We start from the raw sequence: 23,745 nt of genomic DNA, 5'->3' as shown, positions 1-23,745 counted from the left end.
GGAATAAAGAATGTTAGATAACACCCGTTTACGCATAGCTATGCAGAAATCAGGTCGTTTAAGCGATGATTCACGCGAATTGCTGGCCCGTTGCGGCATTAAAATTAATCTTCACACCCAGCGCCTGATCGCGATGGCTGAGAATATGCCGATCGATATTCTGCGCGTGCGTGATGACGATATCCCGGGTCTGGTGATGGACGGCGTCGTAGATCTCGGCATCATCGGGGAAAACGTTCTCGAAGAGGAACTACTCAACCGCCGGGCACAGGGTGAAGATCCTCGCTATTTTACCCTGCGTCGTCTGGACTTCGGCGGCTGCCGTCTTTCGCTGGCTACCCCGGTTGATGAAGCCTGGGATGGCCCGGCAGCGCTGAACGGTAAGCGTATCGCTACCTCTTACCCACACCTGCTTAAACGTTATCTTGATCAAAAAGGGGTGTCGTTTAAATCCTGTCTGTTAAACGGCTCTGTAGAAGTCGCTCCCCGCGCAGGTCTGGCTGATGCGATTTGCGATCTGGTGTCAACCGGAGCCACGCTTGAAGCCAACGGTCTGCGTGAAGTGGAAGTGATTTACCGCTCTAAAGCCTGCCTGATTCAGCGCGACGGCGAAATGGCCGAAGCCAAGCAACAACTGATCGACAAACTGCTGACCCGTATTCAGGGGGTTATTCAGGCTCGTGAATCAAAATACATCATGATGCACGCGCCGAGCGAACGTCTGGACGAAGTCATCGCCCTGCTGCCAGGCGCTGAGCGCCCTACCATTCTGCCACTGGCGGGTGACCAGCAGCGCGTAGCCATGCACATGGTCAGCAGCGAAACCCTGTTCTGGGAAACGATGGAAAAACTGAAAGCGCTCGGCGCCAGCTCCATTCTGGTGCTGCCGATTGAGAAGATGATGGAGTGATAGCCATGAGCTTCAATACCCTGATCGACTGGAATAGCTGTAGCCCCGAGCAGCAGCGCGAACTGCTGATGCGCCCGGCGATATCCGCCTCTGAAAGCATTAGCCGCACGGTGGCCGAGATTCTTGAGAACGTCAAAAATAACGGCGACCGGGCGCTGCGTGAATACAGTGCGAAGTTTGACAAAACCGAGGTCGGCGCGCTGCGCGTCACCGAAGAAGAAATTCAGCAAGCCAGTAGCCGCCTGAGCGACGAGCTGAAACAAGCCATGCGGGCGGCGGTGCGTAATATTGATGCGTTCCACACCGCGCAAATTCTGCCGCCGGTGGATATTGAAACTCAGCCTGGCGTGCGCTGCCAGCAGATTACTCGCCCTATCGCCTCCGTAGGCCTGTATATTCCTGGGGGATCGGCACCGCTCTTCTCGACCGTATTAATGCTGGCGACCCCGGCGCGTATCGCTGGCTGCAAAAAAGTGGTGCTCTGCTCACCGCCGCCGATTGCCGATGAAATCCTCTACGCCGCGCAACTGTGTGGCGTAAAAGAGGTGTTCAACGTGGGCGGCGCGCAGGCCATTGCCGCGCTGGCGCTGGGTACCGAGTCTATTCCTAAGGTCGATAAAATTTTCGGGCCAGGCAATGCGTATGTGACCGAAGCCAAACGTCAGGTCAGCCAACGTCTTGACGGCGCGGCTATCGACATGCCTGCGGGCCCGTCTGAAGTGCTGGTTATTGCCGACAGCGGCGCGACGCCTGACTTTGTTGCTTCCGACCTGCTCTCTCAGGCCGAACACGGCCCCGACTCGCAGGTTATCCTGCTGACACCAGACGCTACGCTGGCCGAAGGCGTGGCTAAAGCCGTTGAACGCCAGCTTGCCGAGCTTTCCCGCGCCGACACCGCACGTCAGGCGCTCGCCGCCAGTCGACTGATCGTCGCCAGAGACCTTGAGCAATGCGTGGCCATCTCTAACGCCTACGGCCCGGAGCACCTGATTATTCAGACCCGTAACGCGCGTGAACTGGTTGACGATATCACCAGCGCTGGTTCGGTCTTCCTGGGTGACTGGTCTCCTGAGTCGGCTGGCGACTATGCTTCCGGCACCAACCACGTTCTTCCGACCTACGGCTATACCGCAACCTGCTCAAGCCTTGGGCTGGCTGATTTCCAGAAACGGATGACGGTACAGGAATTAACTCCCCAAGGTTTCTCTGCCCTGGCCTCCACCATTGAAACACTGGCCGCTGCTGAACGACTGACTGCCCACAAAAATGCCGTCACCCTGCGCGTTAACGCCCTGAAGGAGCAAGCATGAGCACTGACAACTTTCTCAGCGTCACTGATTTAGCCCGTAAGAATGTTCGCGAGTTAACGCCCTATCAGTCTGCCCGTCGTCTTGGCGGTAACGGGGACGTGTGGCTCAACGCGAATGAGTACCCAACCGCCGTTGAGTTCCAGCTACGCCAGCAGACGCTGAACCGCTATCCGGAGTGTCAGCCGAAAGCCGTAATTGAGAATTACGCGCAATATGCTGGCGTCAAACCAGAGCAGGTGCTGGTCAGCCGCGGCGCAGATGAAGGGATCGAACTGCTGGTGCGCGCTTTTTGCGAACCCGGTAAAGATGCAATTCTCTACTGTCCGCCGACTTACGGCATGTACAGCGTCAGCGCCGAAACGATTGGCGTTGAATGCCGCACCGTCCCGACCCTGGATAACTGGCAGCTGGATTTACAAGGCATCGCGGACAAGCTTGATGGCGTGAAAGTGGTCTACGTATGCAGCCCCAATAACCCAACCGGCCAGCTGATAAATCCGCAGGACCTACGTTCACTGCTCGAAATGACGCAGGGTAAAGCCATCGTGGTCGCTGATGAGGCCTATATTGAGTTTTGTCCGCAGGCTACGCTGGCAGGCTGGCTGTCTGAGTATCCGCATCTGGCAGTATTACGCACGCTGTCCAAAGCGTTTGCTCTCGCCGGTTTACGCTGCGGATTTACGCTGGCGAATGAAGAGGTTATCAATCTACTGTTAAAGGTGATTGCTCCCTACCCGCTTTCTACCCCGGTAGCGGATATTGCCGCCCAGGCGCTGACGCCACAAGGGATTTCCGCCATGCGCCAACGCGTAGAGCAGATCCTGCAAGAGCGTCAGTATCTGGTGGAGAATCTGAAAACCATTCGCTGTGTAGAGCAGGTTTTCGACTCTGAAACCAACTATGTTCTGGCGCGCTTCACCGCATCAAGCAGCGTATTTAAATCTTTGTGGGATCAGGGCATTATCTTACGAGATCAGAATAAACAACCTTCATTAAGCGGCTGCCTGCGAATTACTGTCGGAACCCGCGAAGAGAGCCAGCGCGTCATTGACGCCTTACGTGCGGAGCAAGTATGAGCCAGAAGTATCTTTTTATTGACCGTGATGGAACCCTGATTTCCGAACCGCCAAGTGACTTTCAGGTCGATCGCTTTGACAAACTCGCCTTCGAGCCGGACGTCGTTCCCGTTTTGCTGAAGCTGCAAAAAGCCGGCTTTAAGCTGGTGATGATTACTAACCAGGATGGACTCGGTACGCAGAGCTTCCCGCAGGCCGATTTTGACGGTCCGCATAACCTGATGATGCAAATTTTCACCTCTCAGGGCGTCGCGTTTGATGAGGTGCTGATCTGCCCGCACCTGCCAGCGGACGCGTGTGATTGCCGTAAGCCAAAAATGAAACTGGTTGAGCAGTATCTGGTTGAACAGGCCATGGATGTGGCAAACAGCTACGTCATTGGTGATCGGGCGACCGATATTCAGCTCGCAGAAAACATGGGCATTAGCGGATTACGCTACCACCGTGACACCCTGAACTGGGCGATGATCGGCGAACAGTTGACCAAAAGAGACCGCTACGCGCACGTTGAGCGCAATACCAAAGAGACGCAGATTGACGTCAAAGTCTGGCTGGACCGCGAAGGCCGTAGCAAAATCAATACCGGCGTTGGCTTCTTTGACCACATGCTGGATCAAATCGCTACCCACGGCGGTTTTCGCATGGAGATTGCCGTCAAAGGCGATCTGTATATTGACGATCACCACACCGTTGAAGATACCGGTCTGGCGCTGGGTGAAGCCTTAAAGCTGGCATTAGGCGATAAACGCGGTATCAACCGTTTTGGTTTTGTGCTGCCGATGGACGAGTGCCTGGCACGTTGCGCGCTGGATATCTCGGGGCGTCCGCACCTGGAATACCGCGCGGAGTTTACCTACCAGCGCGTTGGCGATCTGAGCACAGAGATGATTGAACACTTCTTCCGTTCACTCTCTTACACCATGGGTGTCACCTTGCACCTGAAAACCAAAGGGAAAAATGACCACCACCGTGTGGAGAGCCTGTTTAAAGCCTTTGGTCGTACGCTGCGTCAGGCTATTCGCGTAGAAGGCGATACGCTGCCCTCCTCAAAAGGAGTGCTGTAATGAACGTGGTGATCCTTGATACCGGCTGCGCCAATCTGCACTCGGTGAAATCCGCCGTCGCACGCCATGGATACGACCCTGTTGTCAGCCGTGACCCGGACGTGGTGCTACGTGCCGATAAACTGTTTCTGCCGGGCGTCGGTACCGCCCAGGCGGCTATGGACCAGTTGCACGAGCGTGAACTGATTGAACTGATTAAAGCCTGTACGCAACCGGTACTGGGGATCTGCTTAGGCATGCAACTGCTTGGCCGCCGCAGCGAAGAGAGTAACGGTGTCTCTCTGTTGGGCATTATTGAGCAGGACGTTCCGAAGATGACCGATTTCGGTCTGCCACTGCCGCATATGGGCTGGAATCGCGTCTATCCGCAGGCAGGAAATCGTCTGTTCCAGGGCATTGAAGATGGCGCATATTTCTACTTTGTACACAGCTATGCTATGCCGGTGAACCCGTGGACCATTGCCCAGTGCCATTACGGCGAACCGTTTACCGCGGCAGTACAAAAGGACAATTTCTTTGGCGTGCAGTTTCACCCTGAACGCTCGGGCGCGGCTGGGGCGCAGTTGCTGAAAAACTTTCTGGAGATGTAATGATTATTCCGGCATTAGATTTAATCGACGGCACGGTGGTGCGTCTTCATCAGGGCGATTACGCAACGCAACGTGATTATGGCAACGATCCTCTCCCCCGTTTACAGGATTACGCAGCTCAGGGTGCCGAAGTACTGCACCTGGTTGATTTAACTGGCGCGAAAGACCCGGCGCAGCGGCAGATCCCACTGATTAAAACGCTGGTCGCTGGTGTCAATGTTCCGGTACAGGTTGGCGGTGGCGTGCGCACTGAATCGGACGTTGCGGCGCTGCTTGACGCAGGGGTGGCGCGCGTGGTGGTAGGTTCGACGGCAGTAAAATCCCCCGAGGTAGTCAAGAGCTGGTTTGCCCGTTTTGGCGCCGACGCGCTGGTACTGGCGCTGGACGTTCGTATTGACAAGCGCGGTAATAAACAGGTAGCGGTTAGCGGCTGGCAGGAAGATTCCGGGGTTTCTCTGGAAGAACTGGTTGAGACCTATTTACCCGTCGGCCTGAAGCACGTGCTGTGCACCGATATCTCCCGCGACGGCACGCTGGCTGGCTCAAACGTCGCGCTTTATGAAGAAGTGTGCGCCAAATATCAGCAGGTAGCATTCCAGTCATCTGGCGGCATTGGAGGGATCGAGGACGTAGCAGCCCTGCGTGGAACCGGCGTACGCGGCGTGATCGTCGGACGCGCCCTGCTGGAAGGTAAGTTCACCGTTGAGGAGGCCATTCAATGCTGGCAAAACGCATAATTCCTTGTCTGGACGTTCGTGATGGGCAGGTGGTAAAAGGCGTCCAGTTTCGCAATCACGAGATTATTGGCGACATTGTCCCGCTGGCAAAACGCTATGCCGATGAAGGCGCAGATGAACTGGTGTTCTACGATATCACCGCCTCCAGCGATGGCCGCGTAGTGGATAAAAGCTGGGTATCTCGCGTGGCGGAAGTGATCGATATTCCGTTCTGCGTTGCCGGTGGCATTAAATCCATCGTCGATGCGGCGCGCATCCTCTCCTTCGGGGCGGATAAAATCTCTATCAACTCCCCGGCGCTGGCTGAACCGGAGCTTATCACCCGCCTGGCGGACCGCTTCGGCGTGCAGTGTATCGTGGTAGGCATTGATACCTGGTATGACGCTGAAACCGGCAAATATCATGTTAATCAATATACCGGGGATGAAAGCCGTACCCGCGTCACGCAGTGGGAAACGCTTGACTGGGTGCAGGAAGTACAGAAGCGCGGCGCGGGTGAAATCGTCCTGAACATGATGAACCAGGACGGCGTGCGTAACGGCTACGATCTGGAGCAACTGAAAAAAGTGCGCGACGTGTGCCACGTACCGCTGATTGCCTCCGGCGGCGCGGGCACCATGGAACACTTCCTTGAAGCCTTCCGGGACGCCGACGTTGACGGCGCGCTTGCCGCTTCCGTCTTTCACAAGCAAATTATTAATATTGGCGAATTAAAAGCGTACCTGGCAACACAGGGCGTGGAGATCAGGATATGTTAACGAAGCAACAATGCCGCGAGCTGGACTGGGAAAAAACCGACGGACTGATGCCAGTCATCGTGCAGCATGCGGTTTCCGGTGAGGTACTAATGCTGGGTTATATGAACCCGGAAGCACTGGATAAAACGCTTGAAAGCGGCAAAGTGACCTTTTTCTCGCGGACCAAACAGCGCCTGTGGACCAAGGGTGAAACCTCCGGTCACTTCCTGAACGTGGTGAGCATCGCGCCCGACTGCGACAACGACACCCTGCTGGTACTGGTTAACCCGATTGGCCCGACCTGCCATAAAGGCACCTCAAGCTGCTTTGGCGATGCCAGCCACCAATGGCTGTTCCTGTATCAACTGGAGCAACTACTGGCCGAACGTAAAACCGCTGACCCGGCAAGCTCCTACACTGCGAAGCTGTATGCCAGCGGCACTAAACGTATTGCCCAGAAGGTAGGCGAAGAAGGCGTAGAGACCGCGCTGGCCGCAACCGTGAACGATCGTTTCGAACTGACCAATGAAGCCTCTGATCTGATGTATCACCTGCTGGTTCTGCTGCAGGATCAGGACCTGGATCTGACGACGGTGATTGAGAATTTACGCAAAAGACATCAGTAATCCCCTTCCCCAACCCGGACATCGCGCCGGGTTTTCTTTAGTCTTCCTTTCGATAACCTAAATGACAGATTGCGATGTTAGACTGAAGCAGGCGCGTCTGGGCCCGTTTTGTGAAAATGAATCTCGACGATAACGCCGACATGGCTGCGTTGTCCGCCGAAGCACAGTTCGATCGCGTCATCCATCTTGCGGCACAAGCCGACGTACGTTATTCATTGGAGAATCCCCACGCCTAAGCACAGGCAACCCTCGTAGGTCACTTCAACATCCAGGAAGGCTGTCGACAACACCATTATTTGGCTAGGATCTCAAAAAAGCATGGAACTAAAACGGGTCTATTTACAGAATCGCGAGTTTTATAAGGCTTAAAAAAAGAAGCCCTCATGAGGGCTTTTTCTATCGTAGCCCGGCCAAGCGAAGCGTCGCCGGGAACGGTACAAAAACTAACGTTTAATCATTACCAAACAGATCGCGGGTATACACTTTATCTTCCACGTCCGCCAGCTCTTCCGCCATGCGGTTGGAGATAATCACGTCTGCTTCCTGCTTAAAGGCTTCAATGTCGCGCACTACGCGGGAGTTAAAAAACTCATCTTCCTGCATCACCGGTTCATAAATGATTACCGTGATACCCTTGGCCTTAATACGCTTCATGATCCCTTGAATGGAGGACGCGCGGAAATTATCCGAACCCGACTTCATAATCAGGCGATAAACTCCCACCACCTTCGGCTTGCGCGCGAGAATAGATTCGGCAATAAAGTCTTTACGAGTACGATTAGCATCGACGATAGCACCGATTATGTTATTCGGCACCAATTCATAGTTGGCCAGCAGTTGCTTGGTATCCTTCGGAAGACAGTAGCCGCCGTAGCCAAATGACGGGTTGTTGTAGTGGTTGCCAATACGCGGATCCAGGCATACCCCTTCAATAATCTGTCGTGAGTTCAGGCCCAGAGTCTCAGCGTAGCTGTCCAGCTCATTAAAGTAGGCCACGCGCAGCGCCAGATAGGTATTGGCGAATAGCTTGATAGCTTCGGCTTCGGTCGAGTCGGTAAATAGGGTCGGAATATCTTTCTTAAGTGCCCCTTCCTGTAGCAGAGCAGCAAAACGCTCGGCGCGTTCTGAACGCTCGCCAATGACAATACGAGATGGGTGCAAGTTGTCGTATAGTGCTTTACCCTCACGCAGGAATTCTGGGGAAAAGAAAATATTGCTGGTACCCAGTTTTTCTTTAATAGAATTAGTAAAACCTACCGGGATGGTAGACTTAATTACCATTACTGCATCTGGATTAATTGCAACCACGTCGCGAATAACAGCCTCGACACTTGAGGTATTAAAGTAATTAGTCTTTGGATCATAATCTGTTGGTGTGGCGATAATAACGTAGTCCGCATCGCAGTAGGCATCATACTTATCAGTCGTTGCACGAAAATTTAGCGACTTGGTCGTCAAATACTCTTCGATCTCTTTATCCACAATCGGAGATTGTTTCTGATTTAGCATCTCAACTTTCGTCTGGATGATATCCAGGGCGACCACCTCGTGGTTCTGAGCAATCAGAATACCATTTGACAGGCCAACATATCCGGTACCAGAAATGGTGATTTTCATTTCATTATCTCAGTGTTAACTTTTGCTCATCATGTTTGTATCATCATGACATGTATTAAAAGTTGTAACGTCTGAGTTGATGAAGTGTCAATGAAAGACAGCACAATTCAGATTTACTTCATTACTATAGACCTCAATTATTAAGTTAATATTAAGGAAAAAATTAAAATCAATAAGAATTTAGGCAAAAAAAACCCAGACACTTAGGTCCGGGCTTATAAAAACCTACATTCATGTTCAGCAATAGCGCAGAATTATTGAAAAACTTAATTACCAAAACTAATAACCACTATATAGATAGCGAAATTGTGATAACGGAAAATACACATGGCGAAATAATTACATTACCAAAGAACATACTCTTTTATACAATTTCATGGAAAAAGACCCCAAAAAAAAACCTATAACTGAAAAATTATACCACCCCAACCGATATATTTTAATAACAACTCAACAATGAAATAGGATCCAATCCCAAACAGCATTAAACCTTGAACTAAAAATAACCTTGGACCATCTGTTATATTACCTAGGATTCGCCATCACCAAGCCATAATCACTGGATGCCATGAATTATCACGACCTGAAACTGCATTGTCATATTGAAAGACAAAATCAGGACTTATTCACCCCAGATAAAATGCATAAGCTGAACACAGCACCATACCTATAAATATAATATAAAAACAACTTCAATTTTTACACTTTCACGGGAAAACCAAAAATATTCATAATGCGGACCAACTAACAATATATTATAAATATAATAAACCCTCTAAAAAATAAACGTATTTAATTAGTTTCACCGATTATAATTGTAGCGTCCTAAACAAGCTTTGAAAAGGATTGTCAAAACACTCAGATTCCCATTAAAGCTACTAATTTTAGTTGGCACTTCTCCATTTGGATAAATACGGGAGGTTGGAAGTTCAATACAGCGAAAACCTAATTTTGGTGCAATATAGGAAAGATAGGCTAACAGTTCATAGGTCATAAAAACATTACGGAAAGGTGCTACACGTTCATCTAACAGCAATCTACTGCTGTAGGCACGAAATCCTTGTGTGGTATCGGTCCAGTGAAACCCTGATGCTAAACTTAGGGCCGGTGCGTGAATATATTTAATCGCGAAGTCACGTGATTTTGGTGTATTCACCGCAACGCCACCATTAACAAAACGCGAAGCCTGGACAAAATCATAGCCTTTTTCCAGGGCGTTGAGGAATTCAGGAATCGGTGAAGGATCATCTTTGTCATTACCGTCAATAGTAATGATATTCTTATATCCCTGCTCAAGCACAAACGCATAACCACAACGTAATTGCGCACTCAGCTTTCCTGGGCCTGTTTTAAGTATCAATCCAGAAACCCCTAGAGATAGCAATCGTTTTTTTTCAAGGGAGCCATCAGTACTACCACCATCGACGATAATAATATCAGCGATATCATTAATTTTCAGATTACTCATTTTCGTGAGCAGACTGAGGATTCGGTTACCTTCATTAATAACCGGGATCACTACACATGCTTCATGCTTTTTATTAGTCCACAAGGTGATATCGCAAGCTGGGACTTCCCAATTTTTTTCATTTTTCATCGATAAATCCATTATTAAGCAGCCTTTGAGGTAATTAGCGCTACACCGACGATGACAAATACCACGCCAGCAATAGTCGTCCAGTGGAAGGTTTCATTAAAAACAAGGACGGATAAAACCGCCACTGCGGCAACCGCTCCGGTTGTCAAAACGGGATGTGCAATATTCAAAGGGAAAACGGCTAATGCCGCAGCATAGAATAAGAATGCCCCACCATAAAGTGCCAAACCCAGCCAGAAAGGCCAGTTACTCAACGACGCAAACGGATCCGCGAAGGAAGGAAATTTACGCGGAGGCATCATTGCCATTTTGATCAGAACGCTAGCCGAGGCATTACATGCAATGCCCAGAATAAGAATTAACCATTTCAAGGTAAATGCACCTTATTAACGATAAAGAGAAGTCACGAGTTGAAGCGCGCGACGAATAGAAACTAAATGTGGCTCGTTTTGGGTTGCCAGCATTTCAATTGTGGCAGGATGCGCAGGCAATTGAGATGTGATTAGCGCAGCAATATCCTCATGGTGCGAATAAGTATCCCCAGGTGGCGCAAGCTGCGCTTCACTGATATGCACATGACCAATCACATCTTTTGCTTGTGTCACCACAGCATAAATATCTTCCTGATTGATAATAACCGCCCCGGTATCAAGCTGCATTTTGATCGCTGGATGATCAATGTCATTAACAACATTGCAGGTTTCGAGGCTGGTTGTCATAAAGTTTGCACCGTAAACAATCGGATTTGGCTCAAGACAAACAATAACTCCATAGTCAGCGGCGATATCGCCAAGCTGACGAAAAAACAATCGAGATATCTCCCGCACCTGGCTAACTGATAGACCAGAACAATCCCGATTTTTGGGCGAACCGAATACCAGTCGCGAAGCCCCTAGTCCTGCTCCAATACGGCAAACTGCAGCCAAGTGATCGAGTAGTTTTTTCTGGATAGATTCACTACCAAATACATTCAGACCTGTAGTACCAAATAACAGTGCCTGCATGCCAATGATGTCAATGCCTCGCTCCTGCCACCAATCTTTAACTGCATGAATATCTGCTATTGACGCGCTAGCAGGTTCCGGGAAATATTTACCTGGTGCAATATCAATCGCATCAACGTTAAATAAGTTCAATAAATTAGCAACTTCTAGATCTTCTTTAACGTCCCAAGCAAGGTTGGAGATTGATATTCTCATTTATTATATTCCTGCATTTTTTGGGGCTCTGATTGCGCATAATGTCTGACAGCCTGCACCGTGTCTTTCACCGAATATTGGTAATGCTCACTGCCCCCATACAGTGGGCCATACACGCTGCGCATATCATAGGTAACAGGTTGTGCGGCCTGCTGCACATCAAAATTAATATTGAAACCATCTCGAGCAATTTTCGCAACCGAAACCGGGGCTGCCGTCAGGTGAACAAGATTAATTTTGTTCTCAAGCGCAATCTTAATATCGAACCAAAGGTTCACCATAGGATAGAATTGAAAGATGCTACGGCTTTCGATTTTCTCAACGTTATTCTCATTAAGAAAATCAAAAATAATATTCTTACGTAGCCCCGGACCAACTAAACCAGGAAGTCTGACTATTAGATGCTGTTGGAACCGCTTTGAAACAAATTGCTCAAGCCGATAGCGATTCAGACCATAGGCATGCAGTTCCTGCGTATCGATCACGGAATTCTCATCAACGCCATTGGGTGATTTGAATACATCCACCGTACTGATGAGGATAAATGTTTTACACTCAATACTATCCAGGCAGTCAATCAGCGAATCAATAATTTCCTGATCACCTTTGGGATCAGCATTTGCGATCCATTTTTTCGCTGGCGCACCGGCACAGACAACCAGATCAAATTTTTTACCCTTAATATCATTAATATTCGTAGAACGGTAAAAATCGTCAAATTTGGTTTGCTTTAAGAGCGTCGTGCCTACAAACCCGGTATAACCAATCAAAGCCTTAGTCATGATCTCTCCAGTATTTAGCGGTCGCGTCCGGTTTGCACCAGATTAGCCTTTTCGACAGTCGCATCATTTAGCACATTAACGCGGTCCTGGTTAACCATGACAGCACTATTTTTCTCAAACACGACGGAATATGCTGCCTGTTCACTTCGGTCATCCAGCAAACGGCTGAGATATTCCCCGAAAAAAGCCAACATAATAAACTGCAGCATAAACAGAATGGACATAAACAAAACCGTGGTGGTCCAACCCTCCACAACATGGCCATTGATTAGATTCACGATAATACTATAAACCGCAAAAAGCAGCGCACTTAGGCTACCTACTGTGCCAACAATTGACATCCAGCGCAACGGACGAGAAGAGTTAAAGACCATCAGACGCACTAAATTGCGAAAACCGTATGTGATAGAACGCTTAACATGCGTTTCACTAACAGGCTGATAAGTCAGTTCACTGGCGGGATAGCCCGTTTTCTGAATGCGCATATAGAACTGGTGGTGAAAACGACCAGTGTCCGTTACCGCATTCACCGCACGGCGACTGAGACAACGAAAACCTGTTGAGTTTTTAGGGATATGGTAATCGATCGCTTTTAAAATACGCGATGCCGTATCACGCATAATGCGGTACGCGCACGGAAGAGACTGGGTTGAGACACCTACAACGACATCGGAGCCGGACTTACACTCTTCCACGGCACGATGAATGATATCAACAGGATCCGTCAGATGATCATATAGAATCACAAAGTCTCCAATCGCATTCTCAAGACCTGCAGCCCACACCACATCATCATGAACACAGCCCGACAGTTGCAGGAAACGCACGCTTGGAATAGTTTGTAAAATATTGTCGATCGCAGAGGTTCTTGGCACATCACGATATGGTCCTTTAGAAACAATTAAAATTTCGTAGTCGGTATAATTATCGTCGAGTAAGGACTGGATCTGCTGCAATTTATTTGTTAATTCATTCGATAGGTCGTGCGTATTTAAAACGACCGAAACAAAAAATTCACTTTTCACTTGTGTAGTCTCTAAATTTTTAAATAACGTTCATATTTTTAATAGCTTCAAAGGCATCGTATACGTTATCTATTTTGCCCCCCATAATACAGTGAAAACCCTGCATTCCATGATTCGGTCTAAAGAGAATCGGGCGGGAATCATCTGTTTCACTGCGTGGGAGAAGCGTCTTCACTTCCCACAGAGAACGCTCATAACGGCACTCACTCAAAATTGGCATGTAACGTGAGGCATCTTTAATCATATATTTCCAGGCACTAGTTCTCGTATCGGAATCAAATTTCGCATGTGAATCGAGGTACTTTTCACCGGGCTTATCGTGCCACTCATAATGAGGTGTATAACGCACGTGACTAAATGAATGCAATCCAACGGATGGGAATGGCATCACGGAGAAAAACGGGCCACACATGATGGTAAAACCAGCTTTTTTGCACACTTCCGGCACATCAACCAGGCACATTTCGGTCATCTCGTGCTTCAAGGGGATCAGTTCAATCCCTGAATTATCCAGAAGATAATTCAGATGTGAATAAGTGCATTTAACACGTGGTCAGCAACATATTCTTGCACTTCACCGGAGATTATATCTCTGACCTGAGTTTTAATGCCATTTTCCAATTTTTCGATTTTATCAACGGAATAGCCGCAGTAGAATTCAGCATTTGAACTATCCAGCCTCTTTAACATAAGTTCACGGAGCTTGAAGGCATCGAACGCAAATTCTTTAACCGTAAAACAGGCATTAATCATTTTTGGATTTACCATGTTCTGGATTTTCGCTGGCGCATAATCACAATCAGCACCAATGCGGTCACAGAACATGCGAAACTGGCTGGCAGACACTTTTCCTAACATTTCGCTGATTAAATAGTATTTATCAAAGTCGGAATCAATGCAGTCACGGAATTCATCAACAAAACGTGGGAAAGAGATACGTGAACGTAAAGCAGTCAAAATACTTCTGGGGTAGTGGTAGCCATTATGCACACGCGCCTGGTTGTTATATGATGCGCGGGACATGTAATTCTTCTCTTTTTCGAAAAGTTTCACTCCATGCCCTAAAAGAGAAAATTGCTCAGCGAGGTACATACCAAAAAAACCACCGCCCACAATTATTATATTTTTACGCATGATTGCATTAATGCCTTAAGTAGAACGCATTTATGTTATTCTCTTCAGATATTAAAACCAAGAGACAACTCTAATGCTATAAAAGGTTTACATGCAATAAGGCCATCCATTCGGATGGACTTATTGTTAAAACAGAAGATATAAAACGTTGTTAATTAATCCAGCCATTCCGTATGGAATACACCTTCTTTATCAGTACGTTTATAAGTATGCGCACCAAAGTAATCACGCTGGGCCTGAATCAGGTTTGCAGGTAACACCTCTGCACGATAGCTGTCGTAATAAGCGACAGCAGCAGAAAATGTCGGTACCGGGATACCATTCTGCACAGCATACGCAACAACATCACGTAGCGCCTGTTGGTATTCATCGGCAATGTTCTTGAAGTACGGGTCGAGCAGCAGGTTTGCAATACCAGGGTTTTTAGCATAGGCATCGGTGATTTTCTGCAGGAACTGCGCGCGGATGATGCAGCCCGCACGGAAGATTTTTGCAATCTCGCCGTAGTTCAGATCCCAATTATGCTCGTCAGATGCGGCACGCAGCTGTGAGAAGCCCTGAGCATAAGACACGATCTTACCGAGGTACAGCGCACGACGTACTTTCCCAATAAATTCTGCCTTATCACCTGCAAGCTGAGTTTTAGGACCGGACAGGACTTTAGAGGCAGCAACACGCTGATCTTTCAGTGAAGAGATGTAGCGTGCAAACACAGACTCAGTAATCAGAGACAGTGGTTCACCGAGATCCAGAGAGCTCTGGCTGGTCCATTTACCCGTCCCTTTATTCGCCGCTTCATCCAGGATGAAATCCACCAAATATTTACCATCTTCATCTTTTTTAGTGAAGATATCTTTGGTGATATCGATCAGGTAGCTACTCAGTTCGCCGTTATTCCACTCGGTGAAGGTGCTAGCCAGTTCTTCGTTGCTTAGGTTCAAACCACCTTTCAATAATGAGTAAGCTTCAGCAATCAGTTGCATGTCACCGTACTCAATACCATTGTGGACCATTTTCACGTAATGACCTGCACCATCAGCGCCGATATAGGTCACGCACGGTTCGCCATCTTCAGCAATGGCCGCGATTTTGGTCAATATTGGAGCAACTAACTCATACGCTTCTTTCTGACCGCCAGGCATAATAGACGGACCTTTCAGCGCCCCCTCTTCACCACCGGATACGCCGGTGCCGATGAAATTGAAACCTTCGGCAGACAGCTCCCGGTTACGGCGAATAGTATCCATGAAGAAAGTATTGCCGCCATCAATGATGATGTCCCCTTTTTCCAGGTACGGCTTCAGGGAATCAATGGCAGCATCCGTACCCGCACCCGCCTTCACCATTAACAGGATACGACGAGGAGTTTCAAGTGATTCAACAAACTCTTTTACCGTGTAGTAAGGAACCAGTTTCTTATCCGGATTCTCAGCAATCACTTCTTCGGTCTTTTCACGGGAGCGGTTGAATACTGAAACGGTATAACCACGGCTTTCAATGTTGAGCGCCAGGTTGCGCCCCATTACTGCCATACCGACGACGCCGATCTGTTGCTTAGACATTACATACTCCTGTCAGGTATAGATACCATGAGCTTATTAAGTTGCGATAATGATAAAAAAACTAGGACCAGGGATCAAATGATATCTTGATCACATTTTATTGCTGATGTAGCCCCCTGAAACACCGGACAGTAGCTGTATCTCCAGATAAGAGATAGGCTTGAATATATGTCTAACACTAACGCCAATTTTGAGATGACCGGGATCCTGTTAGGGCAAGAAGTCCGTAAACGTAAAACTCCTCAGGAGAAGATCGCCATTATCCAGCAGACGATGGAGCCGGGTATGAATGTCTCCCATGTCGCCCGCCTGCATGGTATCCAGCCCAGCCTGCTGTTTAAGTGGAAGAAGCAATATCAGGAAGGCAGCCTCACCGCCGTTGCGGCTGGAGAGGAAGTCGTTCCTGCTTCTGAGCTTACTGCTGCTCTGAAGCAGGTCCGGGAGCTTCAGCGCCTTCTGGGCAAGAAGACGATGGAAGTTGAGATCCTGAAAGAAGCCGTGGAGTACGGTCAGTCGCGAAAATGGATAGCGCACGCGCCCTTGTTGCCAAAGGACGGGGAATAGCCATGGTCTGCCGGACCATGGGCGTGTCGCGTGCGCAACTGTCACTGCGGATTAACCGTTCTGCCGACTGGCAGGACAGGCGCTGTAACCGGCGTAATGAAGAAGCAGACGCAGAAATACTGTCGGCTATCCTCAACATTATCAGCGATATGCCGAGTTATGGTTATCGACGCGTGTGGGGCATCCTGCGCAAGCAACGTCGCACAGAGGGACAGCTACCTGTGAATGCCAAACGGCTTTACAGGATAATGCGTGAGCATAACCTGTTGTTGTTGCATCACAAACCAGAGCGACCGAAGCGTGAACATAAGGGCAAGATAGCGGTGGCAGAAAGCGATATGCGCTGGTGTTCAGATGGCTTCGAGTTCGGCTGCGACAACGGCGAAAAACTGCGGGTAACGTTCGCGCTGGACTGCTGCGACCGTGAGGCCATAGACTGGGCAGCAAGCACGGGAGGCTATGACAGTTCGACCGTGCAGGATGTGATGCTGAGGTCGGTGGAAAAGCGCTTCGGCGACAGGTTGCCCGACACAGCGGTGCAGTGGCTGACGGATAACGGTTCAGCGTATACCGCGTATGAAACGCGGAGGTTCGCGAGAGAGCTGAATCTGGAGCCCTGCACAACAGCGGTGAGCAGCCCGCAGAGTAATGGCATGGCCGAACGGTTCGTGAAAACGATGAAAGAAGACTATATCGCGTTCATGCCAAAACCGGATGTGAGAACAGCACTGCGAAACCTTGCAGTAGCGTTCACGCATTACAATGAAAACCACCCGCACAGCGCGCTGGGATATCACTCCCCGAGGGAATACCGGCGGCAGCGGACATCGTTAACTTAAGATACAAAAGCTGTTCGGAGATGGAGGGTCAAGATCAATCACATTTTATTGCTTATCTCGCTGTGCCTTTTAGATTCTAGTACTTTGTCGAAAAAAGTCCGAAAGTTCTCAGACTTAACTTTCCAATCCCATTTTTTTATTTGTTGCAAATTTTCTGAAGATAGACATTTTACCACTGAATTACGCTTATGATAAAAATCTCTAAGTTTATCTATCAAAGTATCCTTGCTTCTAACTGGTAAAATCCATTCTTTTTGCATCTCACCAAAAGCATCTTTGACCACACCAACATCAGTACTTATCACGGGAACGCCACATGCCATAGACTCAAGGACAGGGTTTGGTGTGCCTTCAATTTTTGAAGGACAGACATATACATCAATTTGGCTATAATATTTTACCATTTCATCATGAGGAATAAATCCGAGTTGACGATCGGCAAGGACTAATTCAATATTTAATCCTTCTGATTGTAATTGCTCAACTGCAGGCTTTAATAAAGAATGGTAACCTTTGAAATCCTCTAACTCTCCCGCCCATTTAGAATTCCCAGCCCAACCTACGCGCAAGGCCCTCGATTCTATATTATCAAAACGTTCAAGATTAATTGGATAAAATAGTTTTAAATTAACCCCATCTTCCGCAAGAACTGATGGCTTAGGATACTCAACTATGGATGAGTAGATGTCATATAGTTTTGATGAACTAACCGTATAAGCAGTTATTAAATCGTTATAAAATGTCTTTCTTAATTTTATAGCTTGCTCATCCAGGAATAAATGATCATAAACGCTACTGGTTATTATTCTTCCATCCAAGAACTCTTTTTTAAAGCTGAGCTCATCAAATCCGATAGTCCGGTTATAGTTTATATAATATTCATCATATATAAGTCTAAGCGATTCACGCCAGAAGAAATGTGTTATATCATAATTTCTAGTCATCATAATAACCTGACTGATATTATCAACAATTTCAGTTGGTATTATTGTAAAGTCATATGAATCTGACAGATAATTGACTATTTGATTTGCAATATTTGAGAATGCCCAGTTTTCAGTATCAATAATCAATGCAATTTTCGGTTTTGACACAGATAAATCATAAGTCGCGCCTTTTTTATTGTCATCGAATTGGGACAAATTATCATTATGCTGAGTTGTCAGTTCAAAACTACGTTGCTTCTCTTCCAACCAATCATCAACTGGAGCTGACCAGAAAACCATTCCCCATTTGTTTTCAAGATAATCCGCGGATTCTTTTAAGATACTTCGCGTGAAGCGAATTTTCTCATAATCTTTATCTTTGTTAGAACTAGGCTTCGGGTGATCATGGATTAAAGAAATTGCACCACATGTACCAACTTTCATTCCTGACTGGTAAAGACGGATCGATAAATCAATGTCTTCAAACCCAATAAACATATTTTCGTCATACTTCCCTAAATTTTTCAGGGTCGCGATTTTAATAACACTCGCACCACCAAAAAGAAATGTAGAAAGGAAGCCTTCACCATCATATGTAATTGTTTTTTCCTGAATACATGCACTTCCTGCAACAACATGCACCGAATCATCATCAATATCGAGGAAAACATTCCCTCCATTTGCGAATAATGTTTCTCCGTCAGAATCAAGCAATGGCATATTGATAAAATGACAACCAAGTCTTGAAATATCTTTTTGCAATCTCGGAAGTGGATTATTTATGAAATAAATATCATTATCGAGAAACATTGCCCATTCTGTTTTTATATGCTCTAAAGTTTTGTTTCTTCCACCACTTACGCCAAAATTATTACCAAGCTCGACAACTCTAATATTTAATGGGATCGTATCACTTAAATTTTGTAAAATTGAAAGTTCTTCTACTGTGCTGCCATTATCAACAATCAGAATCTCACCTTTAAAATAAGGCACATGCTGATATATAGAATTAACAAGTTTTTCAGTAAGAAAAACTCTACTCATCGATAAACATGTTATTGTTAGGTTAGAACCATCACTACCAATGTTCGGACCTAAGGAACTCCCACCATTAGTATCAAGTAAAGCATGAAGATCTGAATACACATACTCAGTTGATTTTAACCCAGGTAATAATTTTAAACGTGCAGACATATTTTATTTCCTGATAAAACGCACAATTTTTAGTATAATTTTTTTCAAAAAATCCGGAAGAAGAGCAGAGAGTCTTAAGTATCGATAATATGGGATTTCCATTTGCGACATTCTTTCCATCAATGATGAATTTTTAGATGCTAAATCCTCATGCAACGAAATTAAATCGGCGTTTTTTAATTCTAAAATATTTTTTTCACTTGTTACTTCATTATACATCGCAATTTGTTTGGCGAGTTGGTGTTGCAATTCGTAAATATTCGTACGCAGCACATCATTTTCAATTTTTAATGCAGATAATAAAAGATTTGATTTTCTCAAATTCATTGTTAATTGTTTCATATCTTTTTTTAATATTGATATAGCTTTTTTATTTTCCACCTGATCTTCACGAAGTACCAGACTTACATTCGACTCAAACTCTTCTGTCATGCGCGAATAAGCATCCATACTTATTGGAAATGTACTGTTGCTAAAGTTTGTTTCAGGCGCATTCCATAAGCCCACAAAGAAACTACAATTATTTTCATTAACAGCGTCAATCTCTGTGTTTAAAACATTAATTGAATTTTCTGACTCGCTTATTTCCATCCATGAAGAACCTATCTTTTCAAGACCTCGATTGTTAGCAGAGACTGTGCCGAATCCAAAAACAGAACCACCATATGCCCATTGGACATTATTACCCAAAACCCCTGTACTAAGCTCTTTGAATTCTTGAAAAGTATACTTTCGTACATGATAAGGATTAGATTGTTCATTATTTGGATAGTACCAATAATCGTTAGGGCAAGTTATATAGAAAATCGCATTTTCTTTAGCAGTTTTTTTGATAGAACTAAGAAAGACGTCAGGGGTATTGATGTGTTCTATTGTCTCAATTGAAACAACTATATCAAAAAAGTCTTCGCCATAACGCTCTGAGATGGTATTTGCATCACTTACAATATACTCTACATCATATTCCCCAAAAAGTTCCTTTGCACGCTCAATTGACTCTTCAGAGATGTCCACCCCCACAACTCGTTTAGCTCCTGCTTTCATTAATAGTGCTGAGCCATATCCCTCACCACAGGCAATGTCCAGAACTACTTTATCTTTAACAAGATGTAAGATATTAGCATATCTGGCACAATGAATAGCCGATTCTTGTAAAGAGTGAGCAGGTTTTTCACTCAAATTTAATCTTTCCATAATCTTCTTACTAAATTGTGTTTTTTATAAAGTTGTATTTATATGATTTAACAGACATTAGATTTTGTATTTTCAAAATCTACACGTAGTATCTTCATTAGCTTCGAATTAACTATACTTGAGTCAAATTGTTGTAAAGCTATTTGGTGACTTGCATTCCCCATTTGGGTAATTAGCTCAGGTTGATGTAAGAAGCAGAGCATTTTTTCGGCTAAGGCATGAGAAGAACGTGGCTTAATCAAAAATCCATTAACGCCATCAACCACTGTATCTCGGCAACCTGGCACATCGCTGGTTATGACAGCGCGGCCCATGGCCATAGCCTCCTGTGTACTTCTCGGAAACCCTTCACGCCAGGAAGGCAATACGAATACACTCGCTTTAGCAAGCCACTCCTGTACGTTATCAACATGACCAGGTAACTCAATGATGTTATTACATTTCAAATCATTAAGTCGTTCTATAGTTAAGCTTCCCGGGTTATGAAGATCCAGATGGCCCAGCATACAAAAATGAGTTTCAGGAAACTTCTTTTTGACTATTTTTGCAGCCTCAATAAATTCATAAACTCCCTTTTCTTGCAAAAATCTGGCGACAAAAATGAAAGACACTGGCTCGACAGGAGGTGGGCAGTAGGGATAATCAGACATATTTAATCCAATCCCCCCTAATATATGTACCTTTTTTACTTGAATTTTTTCATTAACTAAAAGATCTCGCTTATCATCCGCATTAAGCAAGATTAGACTTTCAATGTGTCTGAAACTCACTTTGTAAAGCGAAACCAATATTTTTTTTAGTAATTTAGTTCGTAATGAAACCTGTCCTCCAGAATTGGTAAAGAAAAAACCAAGACCTTCAAGCATCGCATATCGTTTTTGTATTCTTGCGAACTTTGCTGCTAAAGTACCAAAAATGGCTGGCTTTGAAAAATAAGAAAATGCCAAGTCTAACTTAAGTGATTTTAAAATTTTATATAATTTATAGGTGTTGATAACATCAGAAAATGGATTTAGCCCTGTACGACTGAAACAATAATGTACTGGTATAGCGCCAAATGATTTAACTTTTTCTTTTGTCACATCATCATAGTCAATTGCAAATGCATATACAACGTGGCCATTTTTATGTAATAAATTAATCAGTTCTTTTCTGAATTGGATTAGACTTTCTGCTGTAGTACCGATTAATGCTATTTTCATAGGTGAGTTCTAAATTCTGTTTTTCTGTATGCACAGGTATATATCTTCCCATTGAGATACGATTTTTTTAGCAGAAAATTTCTCAATGACTCTTTCCCGAGCACGATAGCCGCTTCCTTTACGTTGTTCGATATCTAATGATTCAATCTGTTGCATCGCTGCAGTTAAGTGATGTACATCATTAACCGATATTGTTATGCCAAAATCCTGTCCATTTCCAATAATTTCTGCTGGCCCACCACAATCTGTTGCGACCACTGGTAATCCACATGCCATAGCTTCGGCAACGACAAGAGCAAAACCTTCATAGTCAGAGGCCAGCACAAAGGCATCGGAATCATGGTAATAATCAACAACATTATCCTTTTTTCCCAAGAGAGTAACTCGCTCGCTGAGAGAATTTTGATCGATAAATGTTTGCAATGTAAGCCGTTCTTCGCCCTCTCCAACTATGATGAGTTCACTATGTGGCAACTGCATCATAGCTTGCAAAATCAACAGTTGGTTTTTTATTTTTACAAGCCGCCCAACTGTTATCCAGCGAAATCGTTTCCTGCCCTGTCTATCGATGATACAAAAATGATCAATATTGATACAATTATAAACAGTAAGTGTTTTCTCAGGTGGAAATACTTTGTCGTTAATAAATCGCTGCCGTGCAGCATCGCTAACAACTGTATTCAAGTCACTTAATTTATTAGTCAAACGATAGAGCCAGTCTCTGGCACTGCCACCTTCACGAACGCTGTGTGCAGTACAAATAATAGATGAACGCCTTCCCAAGAGTGCTCTTACGAAACGTACCAAGATATTGGCATGAAACATATGCGAATGCACAATATCTGGAGAGTTTTGTCTGATCAACATTGCTAATTTAAATGCAGCCATAGGTAAAGCTAATTTTGATTTCATACCCAATGAAACAACTGGTATGTCATTACTGATTAGCTTATCAATCAAATCAACTGGTGGTGTAAGCGAAATTAATCGAACAGAATGCCCACATTTTTGAAGCTCAAGAAGCAATTCGACAACCTGCATCTCAGCGCCTCCGACATCCATGCCTGTAATGACATAATCAATCTTCACTCATACCACCTATGTTTTTAAACTACGCTATCCATATATTTATTTAATACTTCTTCCGGATCTCCAATCATCTTTGGTTTACCACCTTCTAACCACAGAACTTTATTACAAGTTTTCAGAATGACATTGTTGTCATGGGAAGATAGCACAACAACCTTTGCCCTCTCCTGCAACTCCTGGAATCTTTTCTTTGCTTTATTTAAGAAAGAAGCATCACCAGTCCCAATAATTTCGTCGAGTAAAAGTACATCTGGATCAACTGAAGTTGATACTGCAAATGCTAATCTCACGCGCATCCCGGTAGAGTAGACACGAATTGGTAGATTCAGGTAATCACCTAGTTCTGTGAAGCAAGCGATCTCTTCTATTTTGGATTCGATTTCTGCATTCGTCATACCAAGTAACAAACCGCGTAGTTTTATATTTTGGTATCCTGTGGAATCATCATCCATTCCTAGAGCGATATCCAACAGTGGAACTATCTTACCCTTTCTTTTAATTGTGCCGGAGGTTGGTTCATAGATACCAGCCAACAGCTTCAGTAGCGTAGATTTTCCCGCGCCATTGTTTCCAATAAGTCCGAGTTTATCACCTTCTTTCAGACTAAACGTTAAACCGTCTAATGATTTAACCGTAACCGTGCTGCTTTCTTTTTTTGAAGAAATAACACCGCGGGTTAAGTTAGCCACCTGCGATTTAAACGATCTACTTTTAGCGTCGTAAATGGGAAATTCGACACCCACATCTTTTAAGTCAATCAAATGAGACATA

At 45.6% G+C, this 23,745-nt stretch carries 23 protein-coding genes and 1 pseudogene; 10 read left to right on the top strand and 14 right to left on the bottom strand.

The window, feature by feature from the left end; genetic code table 11:
* Positions 1–10: 10 nt before the first annotated feature.
* From hisG to HV037_RS09735, 9 genes and pseudogenes are all read left to right on the top strand, one after another.
* Positions 11–910, top strand: coding sequence for an ATP phosphoribosyltransferase (hisG, locus tag HV037_RS09775; RefSeq protein WP_003834191.1), 900 nt, complete (start codon positions 11–13; stop codon positions 908–910).
* 5 nt (positions 911–915) lie between these two features.
* Entirely contained in the window at positions 916–2,220 is a 1,305-nt protein-coding gene (gene hisD, locus HV037_RS09770; protein WP_109017434.1) for a histidinol dehydrogenase, read from the top strand.
* Positions 2,217–3,296, top strand: coding sequence for a histidinol-phosphate transaminase (gene hisC, locus HV037_RS09765; RefSeq protein WP_016156893.1), 1,080 nt, complete (start codon positions 2,217–2,219; stop codon positions 3,294–3,296). The genes hisD and hisC overlap by 4 nt, the downstream gene beginning before the upstream one ends.
* On the top strand, positions 3,293–4,360 hold the full coding sequence (gene hisB / locus HV037_RS09760) for a bifunctional histidinol-phosphatase/imidazoleglycerol-phosphate dehydratase HisB (RefSeq protein ID WP_016156894.1): 1,068 nt from the start codon (positions 3,293–3,295) through the stop codon (positions 4,358–4,360). Before hisC ends, hisB begins: the two co-directional genes overlap by 4 nt.
* A complete protein-coding gene (gene hisH / locus HV037_RS09755; RefSeq protein WP_003030129.1) occupies positions 4,360–4,950 on the top strand; it encodes an imidazole glycerol phosphate synthase subunit HisH in 591 nt (196 codons plus the stop codon). The genes hisB and hisH overlap by 1 nt, the downstream gene beginning before the upstream one ends.
* Entirely contained in the window at positions 4,950–5,687 is a 738-nt protein-coding gene (gene hisA / locus HV037_RS09750) for a 1-(5-phosphoribosyl)-5-[(5-phosphoribosylamino)methylideneamino]imidazole-4-carboxamide isomerase (RefSeq protein WP_137379529.1), read from the top strand. The genes hisH and hisA overlap by 1 nt, the downstream gene beginning before the upstream one ends.
* On the top strand, positions 5,669–6,445 hold the full coding sequence (gene hisF / locus HV037_RS09745) for an imidazole glycerol phosphate synthase subunit HisF (RefSeq protein ID WP_137379530.1): 777 nt from the start codon (positions 5,669–5,671) through the stop codon (positions 6,443–6,445). The genes hisA and hisF overlap by 19 nt, the downstream gene beginning before the upstream one ends.
* On the top strand, positions 6,439–7,050 hold the full coding sequence (gene hisIE / locus HV037_RS09740; protein ID WP_000956425.1) for a bifunctional phosphoribosyl-AMP cyclohydrolase/phosphoribosyl-ATP diphosphatase HisIE: 612 nt from the start codon (positions 6,439–6,441) through the stop codon (positions 7,048–7,050). Before hisF ends, hisIE begins: the two co-directional genes overlap by 7 nt.
* 107 nt (positions 7,051–7,157) lie before the next feature.
* Positions 7,158–7,283, top strand: a pseudogene (locus HV037_RS09735) (GDP-mannose 4,6-dehydratase); the annotation flags it as partial.
* A 217-nt stretch (positions 7,284–7,500) separates the two neighbouring features.
* On the opposite strand, the gene ugd reads toward HV037_RS09735, so the two are convergent.
* The 9 genes from ugd to gndA form a co-directional block, all read right to left on the bottom strand.
* Complete coding sequence (gene ugd / locus HV037_RS09730) at positions 7,501–8,667, bottom strand: UDP-glucose 6-dehydrogenase (RefSeq protein ID WP_181500253.1); 1,167 nt, start codon at positions 8,665–8,667, stop codon at positions 7,501–7,503.
* 802 nt (positions 8,668–9,469) lie between these two features.
* On the bottom strand, positions 9,470–10,264 hold the full coding sequence (locus HV037_RS09725; protein ID WP_109017436.1) for a glycosyltransferase family 2 protein: 795 nt from the start codon (positions 10,262–10,264) through the stop codon (positions 9,470–9,472).
* 14 nt (positions 10,265–10,278) lie between these two features.
* On the bottom strand, positions 10,279–10,635 hold the full coding sequence (locus HV037_RS09720; protein ID WP_109017431.1) for a multidrug transporter: 357 nt from the start codon (positions 10,633–10,635) through the stop codon (positions 10,279–10,281).
* Between the two features lie 15 nt (positions 10,636–10,650).
* Positions 10,651–11,463 carry a TIM barrel protein gene (locus HV037_RS09715; RefSeq protein WP_109017430.1) on the bottom strand — a complete coding sequence of 271 codons (813 nt, stop codon included), beginning with the start codon at positions 11,461–11,463 and terminating at the stop codon, positions 10,651–10,653.
* A complete protein-coding gene (locus tag HV037_RS09710; RefSeq protein ID WP_109017429.1) occupies positions 11,460–12,245 on the bottom strand; it encodes an NAD(P)-dependent oxidoreductase in 786 nt (261 codons plus the stop codon). The genes HV037_RS09715 and HV037_RS09710 overlap by 4 nt, the downstream gene beginning before the upstream one ends.
* A 14-nt stretch (positions 12,246–12,259) precedes the next feature.
* Positions 12,260–13,270 (bottom strand): glycosyl transferase family 2, encoded by a 1,011-nt coding sequence (locus HV037_RS09705; protein ID WP_181500252.1) that lies wholly within the window; start codon positions 13,268–13,270, stop codon positions 12,260–12,262.
* 19 nt (positions 13,271–13,289) lie between these two features.
* Positions 13,290–13,742, bottom strand: coding sequence for a hypothetical protein (locus HV037_RS24570; protein ID WP_249414970.1), 453 nt, complete (start codon positions 13,740–13,742; stop codon positions 13,290–13,292).
* Positions 13,743–13,792: 50 nt separating this feature from the next.
* Positions 13,793–14,404 (bottom strand): FAD-dependent oxidoreductase, encoded by a 612-nt coding sequence (locus HV037_RS24565; RefSeq protein ID WP_249414969.1) that lies wholly within the window; start codon positions 14,402–14,404, stop codon positions 13,793–13,795.
* Between the two features lie 155 nt (positions 14,405–14,559).
* Positions 14,560–15,966, bottom strand: a complete 1,407-nt coding sequence (gene gndA, locus HV037_RS09695) for an NADP-dependent phosphogluconate dehydrogenase (RefSeq protein WP_181500251.1) — start codon at positions 15,964–15,966, stop codon at positions 14,560–14,562.
* A gap of 195 nt (positions 15,967–16,161) precedes the next feature.
* Here gndA and HV037_RS09690 point away from each other — a divergent pair.
* Positions 16,162–17,369 (top strand): IS3 family transposase gene (locus tag HV037_RS09690; RefSeq protein ID WP_117086587.1). Its coding sequence is split into 2 segments (ribosomal slippage): positions 16,162–16,483 and positions 16,483–17,369, totalling 1,209 coding nucleotides; the frame shifts between segments, so codons are not numbered across the junction.
* Between the two features lie 38 nt (positions 17,370–17,407).
* Here HV037_RS09690 and HV037_RS09685 read toward each other — a convergent pair.
* From HV037_RS09685 to wzt, 5 genes are read right to left on the bottom strand one after another with little or no spacing between them, the layout of a single operon-like run.
* The gene (locus HV037_RS09685; protein WP_181500250.1) at positions 17,408–19,489 is read right to left on the bottom strand and encodes a glycosyltransferase; all 2,082 of its coding nucleotides are present in this window, start codon (positions 19,487–19,489) and stop codon (positions 17,408–17,410) included.
* Positions 19,490–19,492: 3 nt separating this feature from the next.
* Positions 19,493–20,683: a class I SAM-dependent methyltransferase gene (locus HV037_RS09680; RefSeq protein ID WP_181500249.1), complete on the bottom strand. Its 1,191-nt coding sequence runs from the start codon at positions 20,681–20,683 to the stop codon at positions 19,493–19,495.
* A gap of 47 nt (positions 20,684–20,730) precedes the next feature.
* Entirely contained in the window at positions 20,731–21,885 is a 1,155-nt protein-coding gene (locus tag HV037_RS09675; RefSeq protein WP_137352168.1) for a glycosyltransferase family 4 protein, read from the bottom strand.
* A 9-nt stretch (positions 21,886–21,894) separates the two neighbouring features.
* Complete coding sequence (locus tag HV037_RS09670; RefSeq protein WP_000687349.1) at positions 21,895–22,974, bottom strand: glycosyltransferase; 1,080 nt, start codon at positions 22,972–22,974, stop codon at positions 21,895–21,897.
* Between the two features lie 17 nt (positions 22,975–22,991).
* Positions 22,992–23,744: an O89/O101/O162 family O-antigen export ABC transporter ATP-binding subunit gene (wzt, locus tag HV037_RS09665; RefSeq protein ID WP_000018742.1), complete on the bottom strand. Its 753-nt coding sequence runs from the start codon at positions 23,742–23,744 to the stop codon at positions 22,992–22,994.
* Position 23,745: the final 1 nt, after the last annotated feature.

Source organism: Citrobacter sp. RHBSTW-00017 (assembly GCF_013797615.1).
GTDB classification, from domain to species: Bacteria; Pseudomonadota; Gammaproteobacteria; order Enterobacterales; family Enterobacteriaceae; genus Citrobacter; species Citrobacter braakii.
Note: the sequence above shows the minus strand (reverse complement) of the source record. Positions and strands in the feature narration are given on the sequence as shown.

Coding starts and splice junctions, on each gene's coding strand:
- hisG (WP_003834191.1), top strand. CDS start 11: ATGTTAGATAACACCCGTTTACGCATAGCTATGCAGAAATCAGGTCGT.
- hisD (WP_109017434.1), top strand. CDS start 916: ATGAGCTTCAATACCCTGATCGACTGGAATAGCTGTAGCCCCGAGCAG.
- hisC (WP_016156893.1), top strand. CDS start 2,217: ATGAGCACTGACAACTTTCTCAGCGTCACTGATTTAGCCCGTAAGAAT.
- hisB (WP_016156894.1), top strand. CDS start 3,293: ATGAGCCAGAAGTATCTTTTTATTGACCGTGATGGAACCCTGATTTCC.
- hisH (WP_003030129.1), top strand. CDS start 4,360: ATGAACGTGGTGATCCTTGATACCGGCTGCGCCAATCTGCACTCGGTG.
- hisA (WP_137379529.1), top strand. CDS start 4,950: ATGATTATTCCGGCATTAGATTTAATCGACGGCACGGTGGTGCGTCTT.
- hisF (WP_137379530.1), top strand. CDS start 5,669: ATGCTGGCAAAACGCATAATTCCTTGTCTGGACGTTCGTGATGGGCAG.
- hisIE (WP_000956425.1), top strand. CDS start 6,439: ATGTTAACGAAGCAACAATGCCGCGAGCTGGACTGGGAAAAAACCGAC.
- ugd (WP_181500253.1), bottom strand. CDS start 8,667: ATGAAAATCACCATTTCTGGTACCGGATATGTTGGCCTGTCAAATGGT.
- HV037_RS09725 (WP_109017436.1), bottom strand. CDS start 10,264: ATGAAAAATGAAAAAAATTGGGAAGTCCCAGCTTGCGATATCACCTTG.
- HV037_RS09715 (WP_109017430.1), bottom strand. CDS start 11,463: ATGAGAATATCAATCTCCAACCTTGCTTGGGACGTTAAAGAAGATCTA.
- HV037_RS09710 (WP_109017429.1), bottom strand. CDS start 12,245: ATGACTAAGGCTTTGATTGGTTATACCGGGTTTGTAGGCACGACGCTC.
- HV037_RS24570 (WP_249414970.1), bottom strand. CDS start 13,742: ATGACCGAAATGTGCCTGGTTGATGTGCCGGAAGTGTGCAAAAAAGCT.
- HV037_RS24565 (WP_249414969.1), bottom strand. CDS start 14,404: ATGCGTAAAAATATAATAATTGTGGGCGGTGGTTTTTTTGGTATGTAC.
- gndA (WP_181500251.1), bottom strand. CDS start 15,966: ATGTCTAAGCAACAGATCGGCGTCGTCGGTATGGCAGTAATGGGGCGC.
- HV037_RS09685 (WP_181500250.1), bottom strand. CDS start 19,489: ATGTCTGCACGTTTAAAATTATTACCTGGGTTAAAATCAACTGAGTAT.
- HV037_RS09680 (WP_181500249.1), bottom strand. CDS start 20,683: ATGGAAAGATTAAATTTGAGTGAAAAACCTGCTCACTCTTTACAAGAA.
- HV037_RS09675 (WP_137352168.1), bottom strand. CDS start 21,885: ATGAAAATAGCATTAATCGGTACTACAGCAGAAAGTCTAATCCAATTC.
- wzt (WP_000018742.1), bottom strand. CDS start 23,744: ATGTCTCATTTGATTGACTTAAAAGATGTGGGTGTCGAATTTCCCATT.